An 18,262-nucleotide genomic window follows, 5' to 3' on the forward strand; every position below is an offset into this window, starting at 1 on the left:
TAAGAATTCGAAAATAAATAACTTTTTCGAATTAGCTTATGAGAGTAAATGGCGAAGCCTGTTTTCAGGCTGGCAGAATAATGTGGGAGCTGGCTTGCCTGCGATAGCGGTGTATCAGTCAACAGGTGGGTTGCTGACCCACCGCTATCGCAGGCAAGCCAGCTCCCACAGGGGGAGCGAGCCTTAGGTTAGTTGCTGATGGCGAGGATGCTTGCCTGGTACGAACCGACAAACACATCGAAATCGCCTACTTCGTTCTGCTCCAGCTCTGCCTGTTGCGCCAGCGACGCACGGGCCAGTTCTTCAAAGTGCGCTTGTTCCTCAGGCGCCAAAGGTTCTTTGCGGAAGTATTCGGCATGGACTTCGCTTTGATGCAGGGAGAACTGCGCAAAGCTTTCCTTGCGCTCAGCCATGGCTGCCAATACCTGAGCCGACGGCGTCAGGGATGGGTCCTTGACCTTGGCCAACTGGGCGTCCAATGCCTCGCTGTGCTCGGTGATGCCATGGCTCTGATCGAGCAGGGCGGCCAGGGGGGCAATCTTCTCCAGCAACTCGGCCGCCCACTCCTTCATGTCCACCGGCTGGCCGTCACGCTGCAATTGCAGGCCCGGACGGCGGCCTTCCTTGACCACGCTGAGGAAGTTGGAGGTGGCGTTGCCGCACTCGTTGTTGGCGAACAATGGGCTGTCGTTCAGCGCGCAGTACAGCAGGAATGCGTCGAGGAACCGCGACTCTGGCAGGTCGATTCCCATCGGCAGGAACGGGTTGATGTCCAGGCAGCGTACTTCGATGTACTGGATGCCGCGGGCCATCAACGCCTGGATCGGCCGCTCGCCGGTGTAGGTCACGCGCTTGGGACGGATGTTGGAGTAGTACTCGTTTTCGATCTGCAGGATGTTGGTATTGAGCTGCACCCACTCGCCATCCTTGTGCGTGCCGACTTCGACATAGGGCGCGTAGGGTGTTGCCACCGCTTCGCGCAGGCTGTCGGTGTAGCTGGCCAAATCGTTGTAGCACGGCGTCAGGCCGGCCTGGGCGTTGCTCTGGTAACCCAGGTCGCTCATGCGCAGACTGGTGGCGTAGGGCAGGTACAGCGTGTCGGCGTCGAGGACTTCAAGCTGATGCGAGCGTCCGCGCAGGAAGCCGGCATCCAGGGCTGGCGAGGCACCGAACAGGTACATCAACAGCCAGCTGTAACGACGGAAATTACGGATCAGCGCGATGTAGGCCGTGGACTGATAGTCACGGTCGGTGCCGACAAACCCTTCTGTTTCCTTGAGCAACGGCCACAACGCTTCCGGCAGGGAAAAGTTGTAGTGGATGCCGGCGATGCACTGCATGGTCTTGCCGTAACGCAGGGCCAGGCCCTTGCGGTACACGTACTTGAGCTGGCCGATGTTGGAGGTGCCGTAGTAGGCAATCGGAATATCTTCCTCGGCCGGCAACGGGCACGGCATCGAGGGGCTCCACAGGTATTCGCTGCCCAGCTTGGTGTAGGCAAAGCGATGGATCTTGTCCAGGCTGCTCAGGGTATCGGCCGGGTTCGGCAGGGCAGGGGTGATGAACTCCAGCAGCGATTCCGAGTAGTCGGTGGTGATCTGTTCATTGGTCAGCGCGGCGCCCAGGGCTTCGGGGTGCGGCGTTTGCGCCAGTCGACCTTCGTTGGTGACGCGCAGGCATTCGCGCTCGATGCCGTGCAAGCATTGCTCTAGCAGGGAGAGGTGTTCGCGCTTGCCGAGCAGGGCCAGGCGGCGGTTGAGAAGTTCGCTCAAGTTGGATTCCTTCACGCGTCAGTCGCCCCAATATGGGGGTGGGCAGGACGGTCTACAAGGGTGAAGTTGAAACTGGCGTGATCGCCTGGTTTTGAGTCGATTTGACCCGCTCTGAATCTGCCGACTTCACTCCATGAATTGGGCTACAGCGCAGCGAGAAAATTCCGACGCTGTTATCGCAGCGCCGAAATTAACTCAAATCGGGGGTGGGGAGCTATAGGACAGCGAACGTGCCCTGTGCTTTTGCGACAAGCCTTTCGCTCTGATACACGTCGGCCTCGACCACCAGGGTGCGGCGACCGGCGTGGATCACCCGGCTGGTGCACAGCACCTCACCGTCTTCCACAGCGCGAATATAGTTGATCTTGCATTCGATGGTGGCGCTCTGCTGGTCGAAACCATGGGCGCTGGAACAGGCCAGGCCCATGGTTATATCCACCAGGCTGAAAATCGCCCCGCCATGGAGCTTGCCCGCGCGGTTGCGCAGGTGCGGCTCCAGGGTCAGGGCCACCTCGGCAACGCCCTCTTCCAGGCGTTGCAGGCGGCAGCCGATCAGTTCGCTGAATGCGCTCTGGGTCAAACCGGCCGGAATTTCCATCAGCGCTTCTTCAACTGTTTAGCGTTGGCAAACAGCGACGCCATGGCGTTGTTGCTTGGCGCGGCGGTGGTGGTTTCCTTGCGCGGGGCGTTGTTCTGCGACTGGCGCGGCGCCGAACCGGGGCGAGCGCCACGGGCACCGTCGATTTTCTCGCCGGGGGTATCGCTCATGCGCATCGACAGGCCGACGCGTTTGCGTGGGATGTCGACTTCCATGACCTTGACCTTGACCACGTCACCGGCTTTCACCGCCTCACGTGGGTCCTTGATGAACTTCTCCGAAAGAGCGGAGATATGCACCAAACCGTCCTGATGCACGCCGATGTCCACGAACGCGCCGAAGTTGGTCACGTTGGTCACCACGCCTTCGAGGATCATGCCCGGTTGCAGGTCCTTGAGGTCTTCGACACCGTCCTGGAACTCGGCGGTCTTGAACTCTGGGCGCGGGTCGCGACCCGGTTTCTCCAGTTCTTGCAGGATATCGGTGATGGTCGGCACACCGAAGGTTTCGTCGGTGTACTTCTTCGGGTCCAGGCGCTTGAGAAACGCGGCATCACCAATCAACGAACGGATATCGCGGTCGGTTTCGGCGGCAATGCGTTGCACCAGCGGGTAGGCTTCCGGGTGAACTGCCGAGGCGTCCAGGGGGTTATCGCCGTTCATGACGCGCAGGAAGCCGGCCGCTTGTTCAAAGGTTTTTTCACCCAGGCGTGCGACTTTTTTCAGCGCAGCACGGGTTTTGAACGCGCCATTTTCGTCGCGATGGCTGACAATGTTCTGCGCCAGGGTCGCGTTGAGGCCCGAGATTCGCGCCAGCAGTGCCACCGAAGCGGTGTTCACGTCTACGCCCACGGCGTTTACGCAGTCTTCCACCACCGCATCCAGGCCGCGTGCCAGTTTCAGCTGCGATACGTCGTGCTGGTACTGGCCGACGCCGATGGATTTAGGGTCGATTTTCACCAGTTCGGCCAACGGGTCTTGCAGGCGACGAGCGATGGACACCGCGCCACGGATCGACACGTCGAGGTCCGGGAATTCCTTGGAGGCCAGCTCCGACGCCGAGTACACCGAAGCGCCTGCTTCGGAGACCATGACCTTGGTCATCTTCATGGCTGGGTATTTTTTGATCAGCTCGGCGGCCAGCTTGTCGGTTTCGCGGCTGGCGGTGCCGTTGCCGATGGCGATCAGGTCCACCGCGTGCTTGGCGCACAAGGCGGCCAGGATCGCCAGGGTCTGGTCCCACTTGTTGTGCGGTACGTGTGGGTACACGGTAGCGTGGTCCAGCAACTTGCCGGTGGCGTCGACCACCGCGACCTTGCAACCGGTGCGCAGGCCCGGGTCGAGGCCCAGGGTGGCACGCGGGCCAGCCGGTGCGGCCAACAGCAGGTCGTGCAGGTTATGGGCGAACACGTTGATCGCTTCGGTTTCGGCGCCGTCGCGCAACTCGCCCAGCAGGTCGGTTTCCAGGTGAGTGTAGAGCTTGACCTTCCAGGTCCAGCGCACCACTTCGCCGAGCCACTTGTCTGCCGGGCGGTTCTGGTTCTGGATGCCGAATTGTTGACCGATCATGCCTTCGCACGGGTGCATGGTGCCCGGCAGCTCGTCACCGACTTTCAGCGCGGAGCTGAGAATGCCTTCGTTACGGCCGCGGAAAATCGCCAGGGCGCGGTGGGACGGCATGCTTTTGAGCGGCTCGTCGTGTTCGAAGTAGTCGCGGAACTTGGCGCCTTCTTCCTCTTTGCCGGCGATGACGCGGGCGCTGAGGATGGCTTCCTGCTTGAGGTAGGTACGCAGTTTTTCCAGGAGGCTGGCGTTTTCGGCGAAGCGCTCCATCAGGATGTACTTGGCGCCTTCGAGGGCGGCCTTGACGTCGGCGACGCCTTTTTCCGCGTCGATGAAGCGCGCGGCTTCGGTTTCCGGGGTCAACGATGGGTCGTTGAACAAGCCATCGGCCAAATCACCCAGGCCGGCTTCCAGGGCGATCTGGCCCTTTGTACGACGTTTCTGTTTGTACGGCAGGTAAAGGTCTTCGAGGCGGGTCTTGGTGTCCGCGAGTTTGATGTCGCGTTCCAGTTGAGGGGTCAACTTGCCCTGTTCCTCGATGCTGGCGAGGATGCTGATACGCCGTTCGTCGAGTTCTCGCAGGTAGCGCAGGCGCTCTTCCAGGTGCCGCAGCTGGGTGTCGTCGAGGCTGCCGGTTACTTCTTTTCGGTAACGGGCGATGAAGGGCACCGTGGAGCCTTCATCCAGTAGAGCGACGGCCGCTTCGACCTGTTGTGGGCGTACGCCGAGTTCCTCGGCGATGCGGCTGTTGATGCTGTCCATAAAACCACCTGAAATTCTTAAAATCAGCGCGCCGGCCCGTAAAAACAAGGCTCGGCGAGGCTGGTTGAGCGGCCCGACTGGCGCCGCTGCCTGGGTCAAGAGGCTGGCTATTGACCCTCGAAATCGAAAAAGTCACGACAAGCGGGTAAAAAAAGCCCGGCAGCAAACGGTAACGATCTGACGTTGCCCTGCACGGAGGCGCCGCATTATAACCAGCGTTCCGCCCTTGGGGGCTACTGCGCCGCAGCTTGTAGGGCGCGGGTTCGCTGGCAGTAGATGAAAAATCTGCTAACAATGCACACGGTGCGTATAACGGCAGCTACGCCATAATGCGCGCCGAGATAAGAGGAGCATCCAATGAGCAGCACCGCACAAACTGCTGAAGGCGAAAAAATTCTCATCGTTGATGACGATCCGGGGCTGAGCAGCCTGCTGGAGCGTTTTTTCAACTCCAAGGGCTATCGTGCCCGCGCGGTGCCGAACACCGAACAGATGGATCGTCTGTTAGGGCGTGAAGTTTTCAACCTGGTCGTACTCGACCTGATGTTGCCCGGTGAAGACGGCCTCACCGCCTGCAAGCGCCTGCGCGGTGCGAACAATCAGATCCCGATCATCATGCTCACCGCCAAGGGCGATGAACTGAGCCGCATCAAGGGGCTGGAGCTGGGCGCTGATGACTACCTGGCCAAGCCGTTCAACCCCGATGAGCTGATGGCGCGGGTCAAGGCCGTGTTGCGTCGCCAGGCACCGGCGGTACCGGGTGCACCGGGCAGCGAAGACGAAAGCGTCACCTTTGGCGATTACGAATTGTCGCTGGCCACCCGTGAGCTCAAGCGCGGTGAAGAAGTGCACATGCTCACCACCGGCGAATTCGCAGTGCTCAAGGCCCTGGTGATGAACGCTCGCCAGCCGCTGACCCGTGACAAGCTGATGAACCTGGCCCGTGGCCGGGAATGGGACGCCCTCGAGCGCTCCATCGACGTGCAGATTTCCCGATTGCGCCGGATGATCGAGCCAGACCCGTCCAAGCCGCGGTATATCCAGACGGTGTGGGGTGTGGGTTATGTGTTTGTGCCGGATGGCACCGCAACCAAGTGACCGATGATTTGCAGGGGCGGGTATCCTGGCGTTTGACTCCATGAGGGGCGACGGGATGCCCGGCGTCTGCAATTCTGCGAGCGCCGCTCGTTCCTGCAAGGTGTGCAGCTTTCATCTATGAAAACCCCGCTGTGGTTCCCACAAAGTTTCTTTTCCCGCACCCTCTGGCTGGTGCTTATTGTCGTTCTGTTTTCCAAGGCGCTCACGCTGGTTTATCTGTTGATGAACGAAGACGTGCTGGTGGACCGGCAGTACAGCCATGGTGTCGCCCTGACGTTGCGTGGTTATTGGGCGGTAGACCCTGAGAACCGCGAAAAAGTAGCCAAGGCGTCGACGCTGACGCGGGTTGACGGCGCTGGTGTGCCTGAAGGCGAGCAGCATTGGCCTTACAGCGAGATCTACCAGCGCCAGATGCAGGCCGAGTTGGGTGCCGACACCGAGGTGCGGCTGCGTATGCATGTTTCGCCTGCGCTGTGGGTGCGAGCGCCAAGCCTGGGGGATGCCTGGATCAAGGTTCCGCTTTATCCGCACCCGCTGAGGGGGCAAAAAATCTGGAACGTGTTGGGCTGGTTCCTGGCCATTGGCTTGCTTTCAACGGCGTCCGCGTGGATTTTCGTCCGCCAGCTCAACCAACCCCTCAAGCGCCTGGTGTTTGCCGCTCGCCAACTGGGCCAGGGGCGCAGTGTGCGCTTGCCGGTCAGCGACACGCCCAGTGAGATGACCGAGGTGTACGGCGCCTTCAACCAGATGGCAGAAGATGTCGAACAGGCCGGGCGCGAACGCGAGTTGATGCTGGCGGGGGTGTCCCATGACTTGCGCACGCCACTGACGCGATTACGGTTGTCCCTGGAGTTGATGGGAGACCATACCGACCTCACCGATGACATGGTGCGCGACATCGAGGACATGGACGCTATTCTGGACCAGTTCCTGGCGTTCATCCGTGACGGGCGGGATGAAGTGGTCGAGGAGGTCGACCTCACCGACCTCGTGCGTGAGGTGGTTGCGCCCTATAACCAGAATGGTGAGCAGGTGCGCACGCGCCTGGAGCCGATCCAGCCGTTCGCATTACGCCGGGTGTCGATGAAGCGCCTGCTGAACAACTTGATTGGCAACGCCTTGCACCATGCCGGTTCCGATGTGGAAGTGGCGGCGTACGTTTCTGGCGACAGTGCCGCGCCTTACGTGGTGCTGAGCGTGATGGACCGTGGCACAGGAATCGACCCGGCTGAGCTGGAGGGTATCTTCAACCCCTTCACCCGTGGCGACCGCGCCCGAGGAGGCAAGGGCACCGGGTTGGGGTTGGCGATTGTGCGGCGGATTGCGTCGATGCATGGCGGCAATGTCGAGTTGCGCAACCGTGAAGGCGGCGGGTTGGAAGCGCGGGTGCGGCTGCCGCTGGGGTTGATGCTGCCTCGAGACGCTGTCTAACAAGCAATATGAATGCAAATGTGGGAGTTGGCTTGCCTGCGATAGCGGTAGTTCATTCAACGACGATGTTGAATGTACCGGTGTCATCGCAGGCAAGCCAGCTCCCACAGTGGTTCGCGGCGTGTGGCAGATGTGGGTATTCAGCCCTTTCCCTTGGTCCGAGTCATATTCGGCCCGCCATTCTTTTCCAGATGCTGAATGATGATCCCCGCCACATCCTTACCGGTGGTGGTTTCGATCCCTTCCAGGCCCGGCGATGAGTTTACTTCCATCACCAGGGGGCCATGGTTGGAGCGCAGGATGTCCACACCCGCCACGCTCAGCCCCATCACCTTGGCCGCCCGTAGCGCGGTCATGCGTTCTTCCGGGGTGATCTTGATCAGGCTGGCGCTGCCGCCACGGTGCAGGTTGGAGCGGAACTCACCGGGCTTGGCCTGGCGCTTCATGGCTGCGATCACCTTGTCGCCCACCACGAAGCAGCGAATGTCCGCGCCGCCCGCTTCCTTGATGTACTCCTGCACCATGATGTTCTGCTTGAGGCCCATGAACGCCTCAATCACCGACTCCGCCGCCGTTGCTGTTTCACACAGCACCACCCCGATGCCCTGGGTGCCTTCCAGTACCTTGATCACCAGCGGTGCGCCATTGACCATCTCGATCAGGTCGGGAATGTCGTCCGGAGAGTGGGCAAAACCGGTGACCGGCAGACCGATACCCCGGCGCGACAGCAGTTGCAGGGAGCGCAGCTTGTCCCGCGAGCGCGCAATGGCCACGGATTCATTCAGCGGAAACACCCCCATCATTTCAAACTGGCGCAATACCGCGCAGCCATAGAAAGTCACCGAAGCGCCGATACGCGGGATTACCGCATCAAAGCCTTCCAGGGGTTTGCCCCGGTAGTGGATCTGCGGCTTGTGGCTGGCAATGTTCATGTAGGCACGCAACGTGTCGATCACCACCATTTCATGGCCACGTTCAGTGCCGGCCTCGACCAGGCGGCGGGTGGAATACAGACGCGGGTTTCGCGACAGCACAGCAATCTTCATGCAGCACCTGGGGCAGAAATAGTGGAGACCGGGAACACCGGCTTGTCTTGAACGTACTTGAGGCCCGGATTGACCACCAAGTGGCCGTCAATCAGCGCCTTGGAGCCCAGCAGCAGGCGGTAACGCATGGCTTTGCGACAGGCGAGGGTGAACTCCACCCGCCATACCCGATCACCCAGGGCCAGGGTAGTGCTGATCACGTAGCGCACCTGTGCATGGCCGTTGGAGCTCTTGATGGTTTTCATCGTCACCAGGGGCGCTTCACAGCGGCGGTGACGTAGTTGCACCACGCTGCCCAGATGCGCGGTAAAACGCACCCACTTTTCACCGTCGCGCTCAAAGGGCTCTATATCGGTGGCGTGCAGGCTTGAGGTACTGGCACCGGTGTCGATCTTCGCCCGCAGGCCCGCCACTCCCAAGTCGGGAAGTGCCACCCACTCACGCAGACCCACAACGGTCAAATGGTCAAATGTCTTCAATATGGTTAACCGGTCAATTCGCCCAGGCTTGAGGAGATACCTCAGCCAACGCTTTGAATGCAGGCTTGGCGAACCAGAAGCCCTGCATCAGAAATATTCCGCAGTCGGACAGAAAGTCGCGCTCGCCGGCACTTTCGATGCCCTCGGCGATGACAGTAACCCCCAACTGCTCACAGATTGTGACAATCCCCCGGACGATCACCTGACGGACACGATCCTGGTCGACATCGCGAATCAGCGCCATGTCGAGCTTGATCAAGTCAGGTTGGAAATCGGCCAGCAGGTTCAGCCCCGAATAGCCCGCGCCGAAATCGTCGATGGCGGTCTTGAAGCCGAATTCGCGGTATTCACGCAGAATATTCGTCAAATGGCGATAGTTATCTACGTGCTCGCTTTCCAGGGTCTCGAAAATCAGCCGGTCCAGCGGGAAATTGTGCGCCCGGGCGGCCTCCAGAGTGCTGCGGATACACAGTTCCGGACGATATACAGCATTGGGCATGAAGTTGATGGAAAGGTGAGTCTGCATGCCCAGGGCTGCGGCACCGGCGATGGCCTTGGTCCGGCAGCGCTGGTCGAAGCGGTAGCGATTGGTTTCGTTGACCTGAGCCAGCACCGACAGCGCGCCTTCTCCCTGGGGACCGCGCACCAAGGCTTCGTTGGCGAAGATCGAATGGTCACGCAGGTCTACGATAGGCTGGTAGGCGAACGCGAAATCGAACCCCAGAGGCTCGCTTTGCTGGCAACCCACGCACCGCTGGTTGGGCGAGGTGAGTGAGAGGGGAAAGTCGGTCACGGCGTATCCTCGCGAAAACAGGGTGCTACCTGGCGTATCTTAGGTGAGCCTTGGGGTTTATGCGTCGAAGGGTTTCAACGGTAAAGTTGCGACATTTTTCAGAGCGAGGAATTCAAGTGGCTCAAAAGCAGGAAGAGGAAGAGAAGGTCCGGCTGGACAAGTGGTTGTGGGCAGCGCGGTTCTACAAGACCCGCGCTCTGGCCAAGGCCGCTATCGAGAGCGGCAAGGTGCATCATCGCGGCGAGCGCTGCAAGCCGGGAAAGGAGCCGCGCGTCGGCGACGAGTTTCAGATTCGTACAGGCTTTGATGAAAAAACCATCGTAGTACAGGCGCTTTCCATCGTCCGCCGGGGCGCGCCTGAAGCGCAGGCACTGTATGCCGAGACCGAAGCCAGCATCGCCAAGCGCGAAAACGCTGCGGCCATGCGCAAGGCAGGGGCTTCAGGCCTGACCACTGACGGCAAGCCGAGCAAGAAGCAGCGCCGCGATCTGTTCAAGTTTCGCGGCAGCGGCAATGACGATTGATTGCACGAGTCGCCCATGCAAATTCGATCAAATGTGGAAGCGGGCTTGCCCGCGAATACGGTGGGTCAGGCACAGATGCATTGATTGACACCCCGCGTTCGCGAGTAAGCCCGCTCCCACTTTTAGCCCTGGGGGGTTACGGAGTTGTGCGCATGACACTCAACCGCCCAATAACGGGCAACTTGCTCAGTAGCCCGAAAAGCGGCGCCGTCATCCGCAACAAAGCGCCCGACACCTTCGCCGCAAACGGCGTGTAATACCCCCACCCCAGCGCCAACAGCGCCAGCAGTACGCCACCGATATAATCGTCCTGGCCCCAGTGCGCGCCGGCTACCAGCCGCGGCATCATGAACAGCAGCGCCAGGCCCCAGATCACCAGCACCTGGCCGATGCGCCGGGCGAACACGCTCATGAACATCGCCCAGATCAATAGCACCGAAGCATGGTCGCCGGGGAAGCTCTGGCTCGAGCGGTCCTTCAATTCCCAGGTTTTCTCCAACCCTGGGAAAAAGTCGCTCATTTGAATCGCGCCGCTGATGACCATCGACGGGCTACTGTGCTGCCAGCCCATGTGCGCCGCGAGTTTGGAGAACAGCATGCGGATAAACAGCAATAGCAGCAGAATGCCGAGGAAGCCAAAAAACGCCTGGCGCACCTGTACGGCCTTGAACACCCAGTCGCCGCGGATCAACAGCGCCAGCAAAATCACGCCGACCACTGCATCAAACGGCCGCAGGCTGGCCACGGCCCACACATGTAGCCAGGTCGAGTTCGTGGCCAATGGGCCATTGAGCAGATGAAACAGCCACTCGTCGAAAATCACACAGAGCATCTGGCCCGTGGGCCACAGCCAAAAACACAGCAGTCCGATAGCGAGTAGATTGCAAAGAGCCCATCGCCGGAGGTTCCAGTTGGCTTGGAACAAACCCGGATTGTTCATAAACTGTCCCTCATCGCTCTATTCAGCTCCTTGAATTCAGGAGAAGTCGCACCAAGATGGTGCTAAAGCGTTTAATTTTATAAACCTTGTAATCATTTTGTCATCACTTCAGATACCCAGACCTATGACTGATCTACCGGATACCGACTTCACCCAACGCTTCATCTTCGATGAGAGCGATGCCCGCGGCGAGATGGTTTCGTTGGAGCTCAGCTATGCCGAAGTCCTTGCCAAACACGCCTATCCGGAGCCGGTCGCGCAATTGCTCGGCGAGTTGATGGCCGCCGCGGCGCTGCTGGTGGGCACCATGAAGTTCGACGGTTTGCTGATCTTGCAGGCTCGTTCCGAAGGGCCAGTGCCCATGTTGATGATCGAGTGCTCGAGCGAGCGCGAGATCCGTGGCCTGGCCCGTTACGAGGCTGACCAGATTGCCGCAGATGCCACCTTGGCCGACCTGATGCCCAACGGCGTCCTGGCACTGACTGTCGACCCGACTGAAGGCCAGCGGTACCAGGGTATTGTCGACCTCGACGGCCAGACCCTGTCGGAATGCTTCACCAACTACTTCGTTATGTCCCAGCAAGTGGGCACCAAGTTCTGGCTTAACGCCGACGGCAAGCGCGCCCGTGGTTTGCTGGTGCAACAACTGCCGGCCGATCGCATCAAGGATGAGGATGATCGTGCCGAAAGCTGGCGGCATATCATCGCCTTGGCCGACACCTTGAAGGCCGAAGAACTGCTGGGCCTGGACAACGAAACCATCCTGCACCGCCTCTACCACGAAGAGGCCGTGCGCCTGTTCGACGCACAGGGCCTGCATTTTCACTGCAGTTGCTCGCGCGAGCGTTCCGGTAACGCGCTGGTCAGCCTGGGCCTGGAAGATGCGCAAAATCTGGTGGTGGAACATGGCGGCCATATCGAGATCGACTGCCAGTTCTGCAACCAGCGCTACCTGTTCGACGCGGCTGATGTAGCGCAATTGTTCGCCGGCGCAGGCAGCGACACCCCTTCCGACACCCGCCACTAAAACGTTTAAGCACAGGTAAATCACCTGACAAACGCCGGATTAGAGGTGTTCTGACGGGAGGGCCCTACTCTTTTTGGGCTTTTCTGGCATAATCCGGCCCACTTTTTTCGCGGTAGTAGTGCGCAACTTTCTACTACAAAACGTTTGGAGCACTCGGCCATAGGCCGACGGGGAACCTCATGACGCAAGCCAATAACGCCGTATACACCGATCTGAGTGTTGACGATCTGGTCAAAGAAGCCCTGCAGCGCGGTGAAGGCGTGCTTGCCGATACTGGCGCGCTGGTCGTAGAAACCGGTCACCGCACCGGTCGTTCGCCGGTTGACCGTTTCATCGTTGAAGAGCCTTCCACCCAGGACGCCATCGCCTGGGGCCCGATCAACCGCAAGTTCCCGGCCGACAAGTTCGATGCCCTGTGGGCTCGCGTCGAGGCGTTCAATAACGCGCAAGAGCATTTCGTTTCCCATGTTCACGTAGGGGCTGCAGAAGACCACTACCTGGCCGTGAAAATGACCACCCAGACTGCCTGGCAGAACCTGTTCGGTCGTTGCCTGTTCATCAACCCGGCCCAGTACAACCCGGCCGGTCGTGAAGAGTGGCAAGTGCTCAACGTGGCCAACTTCGAGTGCGTACCAGAGCGTGACGGTACCAACTCCGACGGTTGCGTGATCCTCAACTTCGCTCAGAAAAAAGTACTGATTGCCGGCATGCGTTACGCCGGTGAAATGAAAAAAGCCATGTTCTCGGTGCAGAACTTCCTGCTGCCGGCTGCCGACGTGCTGCCGATGCACTGCGCCGCCAACATTGGCGAAGCAGGCGATGTGACCCTGTTCTTCGGCCTGTCCGGCACTGGCAAGACCACCCTGTCCGCCGACGAAAGCCGTTACCTGATCGGTGACGACGAGCACGGCTGGGGCGAAGGCGTGGTGTTCAATATCGAAGGCGGTTGCTATGCCAAGTGCATCGACCTGTCCGAGAAGAACGAGCCGGTTATCTGGAAAGCTATCAAGCACGGCGCTGTGCTGGAAAACGTCGTGATCGACGAGGCCAAGCACGCCGACTACGCCGACGTCAGCCTGACCCAGAACAGCCGTGCCGCCTACCCGCTGGAGCACGTTGCCAAGCGTTCCGAGAAGAACCTGGGCGGCGAGCCAAACGCGGTGATCTTCCTGACCTGCGACCTGACCGGCGTACTGCCGCCTGTGTCGATCCTCAGCGAAGAACAAGCGGCCTACCACTTCCTGTCCGGCTACACCGCTCTGGTGGGCTCGACCGAAATGGGTTCGGGCAGCGGCATCAAGTCGACCTTCTCCACCTGCTTCGGCGCGCCGTTCTTCCCACGCCCGGCTGGCGAATACGCAGAGCTTCTGATCAAGCGTATCCGTGGTTTCGGCTCAAAGGTCTACCTGGTCAACACCGGCTGGACCGGCGGCGGCTACGGCGTCGGCAAACGCTTCAACATCCCGACCACTCGCGGCGTGATTGCAGCGATCCAGAGCGGTGCGTTGATCGGTGCGCAAACCGAACACCTGGACACCATCAACCTCGACGTGCCATTGGCCGTACCGGGCGTTGAAACCGGCCTGTTGAACCCACGCAACACCTGGGCTGACAAGGCTGCCTACGACGAAGCAGCGAAAGCTCTGGCTGGCCTGTTCATCGAAAACTTCAAGAAGTTTGAAGTCAGCGATGCGATCAAGGCGGCGGGTCCTAAGTTGTAAGATTCGCCGTTGTAAAAAAGCCGCCTCTTAGGCGGCTTTTTTATGGGCGATTAGTCGGCGATGTGCAGTACCACTGCACCGACCAGCACCAGTACAACGCCTGCGACCTGCACCGCTGACAAACGCTCCTTGAAAAATACAAACCCCAGGATCGCCGCGATCCCTCCAGAGAGCGTACTGATCACCGTCACCACCGACACCGAGCCGGCCATCGCGCCCCACGAAAATGCCGAGAACCCGCCGAGGTTCATCAAGCTCGCACCGGTCAACGTCGCGCAATTTTTCAGCGGCGGGATCTTCAAGCCATCCTTGATCTTCAGCACCATCACCACCAGCACGCACAAGCCCACCAGGTAACCCAGCCACAACATGGTGATTGGCCCCAGCGCTGGCAGTGTGTAGCGACCTTGCAGCCAGAAACTGGTGCCGTACAGGGTTGCGGCGGACATGGCGTAGGCAATGGACAGGCGCGGGTTGTTGTGAGGCGTACCGTTGTCCTTGTGAATGCTGGACAGCACAACGCCGATCACGCACAGGGCGATGCAGCCCAGTTGTATCAGGCTGATGTGTTCACCGCTGGCCCAGGACAGCAAGGTGGTCACGACCCCATAGGACGTCACCAATGGCGCGACGATGGCCGCTTTGCCCAAGGCAAAGGCTTTGGACAGCGCAAGGGCGCCGGACACCGTCAGCAGAGCGGCGGCGACGCCCAGGAGCCAAACGCTTAACGGTGCATCAAGGGATTTGAAAAGGAAGGCTGGGAAAATGACCAGCAGGAGGGTCATGATCAAAAAACCGAGGGCTTGGCCGAAATACACCGCGCGTTTTACGCCAACGGCTCGGGCGTTGAGGCCCACCAGAAAGTCCGTGCCGCCCCAGAGCAGGGCGGCCAGCAGGCCCATTGTTACGTCCATGTAAGGTCCTTGTTATTTATACGGCTCGCCAGATTAGCGCAGATCCAGTGTGGGAGCAGGCTTGCCCTAATACTGTAGGAGCGAGCTTGCTCGCGAAAAACGTCAACGATAACGCGTGCTTGCTGAATGAACGCGGCGCCTGTGAGTTTTTCGCGAGCAAGCTCGCTCCTACAAAAAATCCTTCATTGGATTCAGCTCAGGTTTTCCAGCGTCTGCGTGTCCCAGCGGTGGGTCTTGATCGCCAGGTAGAGCATGCCGATGGTCAGCGGAATCTTGTCACCACGGCCTTTGGCGCGACGCTTCAGGAACACGTCGAACACCGGCGGCTGGAAGTAACGATAAGCGTCGTAGTCGCTCAGGTCGACACCAAAATCCTGCTCCAGCGCCTCCATGAATTGCTTGGCCTCAGCACCATCGCACCCGAGGTCGAAGTTCAGTGAGGTGTGCAAGCCAATGGTCTTGTGTGTTGGCAAGCCGATTTCTTCATGCAGCAATTGCACAAGTTGCTGCATGGCAGGGTCTTCTGGGAAGTTGGGGGCCAGGTTCATGGTGGGGGCACGCAGGAGTGGGTGAGGGGGCCTGTCACGTTGCAGGCGGTATTTGTTTCGCGTGATGAAGAGAACCAAGCCTATCAAGAACAAGGCCAGGGGAAGAAGTTGAATGTTCAGGACAATGGCGATGTAGGGTAGCCAGAACAACAGAAGCAGTCCCGTTACGATGAAGGTAACGGCGAAACGCGTTCTTAACGTGCCGTCAGTGATTTTGTAATACAGCAGCAGATGGAGAGCGAACAATAGCGCTGTTTGTAGGTAAAGCCATTGACTAAAGTTCATCTGGAGTGCACATGCATTGAGACACTTGAGCGCTGCGGGCCTATGCCACCGCTGACCTGAGCATCCAGGCCGATGACGATGTCTGCGCTGTGAAAGTTGCGGATCCTGCGAGAAATCAAATCGCTGATAGCGTTCTCGACTATCGATTCTGCTTTGCTGGATATGATCCCGACAGGGGCTGCAACTGCGCCAGAAATGATTTCTTTTATGAGGTTGTTCCGATTGTTCAAGCTATCTGCGTGCTTCCTGGTCAGTGGCTTTGAGACGGCCACTGTCATGACGCAGGGTAGATCTCGGGCGAGCATCCTTTCGTACAACTTCTGAAGCCGCAAGCGGACCTCTATCGCTGAAGCTTTTGCTTCCAGCAAGCAAAGTGTGGCTAGCTCTTGTCGATTGCTTGGCATCACGGTGAGTCGAATTACCGTGAAAGTGATGCCATAGTGGCCGATATATTGAGTCCTTTCGATGTTCACGGTTTTTTCCGAGACAGTTGATAGGAGGTTATGTTCAGTCGGCTACGCGTAACTGGTATAGAGGGTTGAACGGGTATTTGAAGCAGTTTGGGAAACGGATGGCGTGACGTTTGGCAGTATCTTACAAAAGCCTCCGGCATTTATGGCTTGCAACGATGTGATGGGTAAAGCTGATCAGTTGTAGGAGCGAGCTTGCTCGCGAAAAACTCAAGGGCGCCGCGTTTTTTCTGATTTACCGCGTCATCGTTGGCGATTTTCACGAGCAAGCTCGCTCCTACACAGGTGTTGCTTAGACTTGCGCTTGTTCAGGTTGCAGCTGAACGTGTTGCGCGGCTTCCAACAAATCACAGCCGTCCTGTACGAGCAGGTACAGCGCATTAATGATGTGGGAAATGTCTTTGAGGTCAGCGTGTTCGAAGGTCAGGCAAGAGAAAGTTTCCAATCAGTCGCTGGCGGCGCGGATACGCTGGTGGGCGGCGGATTGGATGTCTTTGGCTGATGCTTGAGTGTCGATGAGAAGCGGGTGACAGGCGATCAAGGTCGTAGGGTGGCGGAAAGAGTGGAAGGTTGCCTACGGCGATTTCGGATAATTCCCGCCCGGCCTGGTGCAGGCGTGCTTCATCGAGCAAATCGAGGCGGTTGCGCAGAGTGCTGCTACCGGGGTAGCAGTATGGGGCCTGGCCCACCCCGTATTTGTCGAGCATCAGCTAGAGGTGTTGCGGTACTTGGCAAGGACGGCTTCGCGTGTCGGCAGGGGTTTGTCGACGTCGGTCGGTTGGGTATCCAACCCTTCCAGGCGCAGGCTGGCCAAGTAATTGGAACGCCGGATCTTGTGATAGTGATCCTGTTTTTGCTCAAACGTCAGTTCGCTCATCGCTGCGTCCTCTTGGAGAGCAAGGCTTGAATGTAGCGCAATGCGTAGCTCGGTAGGCGGGATAAAGCGCCCGTCACAACTTGTATAAAAAATCTGCCAGCGAGCTCATTTCAGCGTATGTTTCACCGCAAAATCTTGCAGGGCGATTCCGCCCACTACTTAAAGGGAGTTAAGCATGGGTTTGCTTCGTGTCGCCTCGGCGATATCTTTGTGTGCGGTGGCGTTTTCTGCCCAGGCCGAGCAGTTGCCGATTGAAGTGCTCAGCGCGGTGGTCAAGGACCAGAAAATCGCCGATGCCGAAGTGCTGCTGCAACGTAATGGCGCGCAGAACGTGGTGGGCCGTACCAACGCGCAAGGCCAGGTAACGCTGACCAGTGAAGCGGCTGACGATGCCAGCAACCTGCTGATCATCAAGAAGCCTGGCTATTCCAACCTGGTGGTGAAGTGCCCGTGTAAAGGCATGACCTATGCCATCAGCCCGGTGATGGAAAATCTCGACGGCCTGCGTGTAGTGTTGACCTGGGGCAAGGCTCCGCGCGACCTCGACTCCCATATGATCTTCCCCGGCAATAACATCTTCTTCAACAATAAAAAGGGCACCGACGCCGAACTGGACGTGGATGACACCGATAGCTATGGCCCGGAGACCATCACCCTGCAGAAAAAGCATTACGGCGAAAGCTACGTCTATGCCGTGCACGACTATTCCAACAGCGGCTCTCCCACTTCCAGCGAGTTGTCCAACAGTGAGGCCAAGGTGTTCGTGTACATGGGGCAATCCCTGGTACGCACTTACTATGTGCCGCAGAACCGCACAGGCAACCTGTGGACCGTGTTCCGCATGACCGGCAGTGGCGACTTCCAGGACATCAACACCTTCACCGGCGTGAGAGTCGGCGCCGAAGATGTACTCAACGAGGTCAAGCCGTTGCTGGACGACAGCGTTGCCGTCACCGCCGTGACGGTGAGCTCGTCGGTACAGGCCGATGCGAAGAGGCTGAGCCTCAAGGGCGAAGCGGCCTACCAGGCCGGTAACCTGGACCAGGCCATCGACTTCTTCCGTCAAGCCATCGAGCTGGATAACAGCTTCGGCAAGGCTTACGGCAACCTGGGCCTGGCGTATCAGAAAGCCGGCAATACCGCGGAGTCGATCTGGGCCAACCGCAAGGCTATCGCCCTGGCCACCGGTACCAATGCCGCGACTGTGCGCGCCGGTGCCTACTACAACATTGCACGCATCTACGAAGCGGCCGGGCAGTTCCCGGATGCGCTGCGTCATTACCAGTTGGCCAAGGAGCAAAAGGCCAACCCGGTGTATGACACGGCGATCGAGCGGGTGCAAAACCGCTGATTCAGCAGTAGCACGGTTTTGAAATGTGGGAGAGGGCTAGCCAGCTCCCACATTTGTATCTGCT

The 18,262-nt window shown here is 59.1% G+C and carries 17 protein-coding genes and 2 pseudogenes; 6 read left to right on the forward strand and 13 right to left on the reverse strand.

Translation table 11 applies throughout. From position 1 onward, the window contains the following. Positions 1-188 precede the first annotated feature (188 nt). From gshA to GIW79_RS15205, 3 genes are all read right to left on the reverse strand, one after another. Entirely contained in the window at positions 189-1,772 is a 1,584-nt protein-coding gene (gene gshA, locus GIW79_RS15195) for a glutamate--cysteine ligase (RefSeq protein ID WP_054920278.1), read from the reverse strand. Between the two features lie 214 nt (positions 1,773-1,986). Continuing rightward, on the reverse strand, positions 1,987-2,370 hold the full coding sequence (locus GIW79_RS15200; RefSeq protein ID WP_052199927.1) for a PaaI family thioesterase: 384 nt from the start codon (positions 2,368-2,370) through the stop codon (positions 1,987-1,989). Further along, complete coding sequence (locus GIW79_RS15205; RefSeq protein ID WP_054896653.1) at positions 2,370-4,694, reverse strand: Tex family protein; 2,325 nt, start codon at positions 4,692-4,694, stop codon at positions 2,370-2,372. The genes GIW79_RS15200 and GIW79_RS15205 overlap by 1 nt, the downstream gene beginning before the upstream one ends. A 357-nt stretch (positions 4,695-5,051) precedes the next feature. Here GIW79_RS15205 and ompR point away from each other — a divergent pair, with 357 nt between their 5' ends. After that, on the forward strand, positions 5,052-5,792 hold the full coding sequence (gene ompR / locus GIW79_RS15210) for an osmolarity response regulator transcription factor OmpR (RefSeq protein ID WP_003187669.1): 741 nt from the start codon (positions 5,052-5,054) through the stop codon (positions 5,790-5,792). Positions 5,793-5,909: 117 nt separating this feature from the next. Next, positions 5,910-7,223 carry an ATP-binding protein gene (locus tag GIW79_RS15215; RefSeq protein WP_003187671.1) on the forward strand — a complete coding sequence of 438 codons (1,314 nt, stop codon included), beginning with the start codon at positions 5,910-5,912 and terminating at the stop codon, positions 7,221-7,223. A 140-nt stretch (positions 7,224-7,363) separates the two neighbouring features. Here GIW79_RS15215 and rimK read toward each other — a convergent pair whose 3' ends face one another. From rimK to rimA, 3 genes are read right to left on the reverse strand one after another with little or no spacing between them, the layout of a single operon-like run. Then, complete coding sequence (rimK, locus tag GIW79_RS15220; RefSeq protein ID WP_003187674.1) at positions 7,364-8,269, reverse strand: 30S ribosomal protein S6--L-glutamate ligase; 906 nt, start codon at positions 8,267-8,269, stop codon at positions 7,364-7,366. Next, positions 8,266-8,748 carry a retropepsin-like aspartic endopeptidase RimB gene (gene rimB, locus GIW79_RS15225; protein ID WP_442968600.1) on the reverse strand — a complete coding sequence of 161 codons (483 nt, stop codon included), beginning with the start codon at positions 8,746-8,748 and terminating at the stop codon, positions 8,266-8,268. The genes rimK and rimB overlap by 4 nt, the downstream gene beginning before the upstream one ends. A gap of 13 nt (positions 8,749-8,761) precedes the next feature. Beyond that, positions 8,762-9,541, reverse strand: a complete 780-nt coding sequence (rimA, locus tag GIW79_RS15230; RefSeq protein WP_054896652.1) for a S6 modification regulatory phosphodiesterase RimA — start codon at positions 9,539-9,541, stop codon at positions 8,762-8,764. 116 nt (positions 9,542-9,657) lie between these two features. On the opposite strand from rimA, the gene GIW79_RS15235 reads away from it, so the two are divergent. Next, positions 9,658-10,065 carry an RNA-binding S4 domain-containing protein gene (locus GIW79_RS15235; protein WP_003236026.1) on the forward strand — a complete coding sequence of 136 codons (408 nt, stop codon included), beginning with the start codon at positions 9,658-9,660 and terminating at the stop codon, positions 10,063-10,065. 136 nt (positions 10,066-10,201) lie between these two features. On the opposite strand, the gene GIW79_RS15240 is transcribed toward GIW79_RS15235, so the two are convergent. After that, the gene (locus GIW79_RS15240) at positions 10,202-11,005 is read right to left on the reverse strand and encodes a phosphatase PAP2 family protein (RefSeq protein WP_034125497.1); all 804 of its coding nucleotides are present in this window, start codon (positions 11,003-11,005) and stop codon (positions 10,202-10,204) included. Between the two features lie 124 nt (positions 11,006-11,129). Between GIW79_RS15240 and hslO the strand changes: the two genes are divergently transcribed. Together hslO and GIW79_RS15250 are read left to right on the forward strand one after the other, a co-directional pair. Continuing rightward, a complete protein-coding gene (gene hslO / locus GIW79_RS15245; protein WP_054920269.1) occupies positions 11,130-12,032 on the forward strand; it encodes an Hsp33 family molecular chaperone HslO in 903 nt (300 codons plus the stop codon). Positions 12,033-12,211: 179 nt separating this feature from the next. Continuing rightward, positions 12,212-13,753: a phosphoenolpyruvate carboxykinase gene (locus GIW79_RS15250; RefSeq protein WP_005783824.1), complete on the forward strand. Its 1,542-nt coding sequence runs from the start codon at positions 12,212-12,214 to the stop codon at positions 13,751-13,753. 50 nt (positions 13,754-13,803) lie between these two features. Here GIW79_RS15250 and GIW79_RS15255 read toward each other — a convergent pair whose 3' ends face one another. The 6 genes and pseudogenes from GIW79_RS15255 to GIW79_RS15280 form a co-directional block, all read right to left on the reverse strand. Then, positions 13,804-14,667, reverse strand: coding sequence for a DMT family transporter (locus tag GIW79_RS15255; protein WP_229999887.1), 864 nt, complete (start codon positions 14,665-14,667; stop codon positions 13,804-13,806). 191 nt (positions 14,668-14,858) lie between these two features. Continuing rightward, the gene (locus GIW79_RS15260) at positions 14,859-15,215 is read right to left on the reverse strand and encodes a DUF1493 family protein (protein ID WP_034125858.1); all 357 of its coding nucleotides are present in this window, start codon (positions 15,213-15,215) and stop codon (positions 14,859-14,861) included. A gap of 281 nt (positions 15,216-15,496) precedes the next feature. Further along, complete coding sequence (locus GIW79_RS15265; RefSeq protein ID WP_054896649.1) at positions 15,497-15,973, reverse strand: hypothetical protein; 477 nt, start codon at positions 15,971-15,973, stop codon at positions 15,497-15,499. Positions 15,974-16,262: 289 nt separating this feature from the next. Beyond that, positions 16,263-16,511, reverse strand: a pseudogene (locus tag GIW79_RS15270) (hypothetical protein). Continuing rightward, positions 16,486-16,677, reverse strand: a pseudogene (locus GIW79_RS15275) (cell filamentation protein Fic); the annotation flags it as partial. The pseudogenes GIW79_RS15270 and GIW79_RS15275, both read right to left, overlap by 26 nt. Beyond that, positions 16,677-16,847: a YhfG family protein gene (locus GIW79_RS15280; protein ID WP_186526720.1), complete on the reverse strand. Its 171-nt coding sequence runs from the start codon at positions 16,845-16,847 to the stop codon at positions 16,677-16,679. The pseudogene GIW79_RS15275 and the gene GIW79_RS15280, both read right to left, overlap by 1 nt. A gap of 175 nt (positions 16,848-17,022) precedes the next feature. Between GIW79_RS15280 and GIW79_RS15285 the strand changes: the two genes are divergently transcribed. Then, complete coding sequence (locus GIW79_RS15285; RefSeq protein WP_236454700.1) at positions 17,023-18,198, forward strand: tetratricopeptide repeat protein; 1,176 nt, start codon at positions 17,023-17,025, stop codon at positions 18,196-18,198. Positions 18,199-18,262: the final 64 nt, after the last annotated feature.

The sequence above is a fragment of the Pseudomonas sp. PA-7-1E genome (genome assembly GCF_021605325.1).
In the GTDB taxonomy this organism is placed as follows: Bacteria; Pseudomonadota; Gammaproteobacteria; order Pseudomonadales; family Pseudomonadaceae; genus Aquipseudomonas; species Aquipseudomonas fluorescens_BV.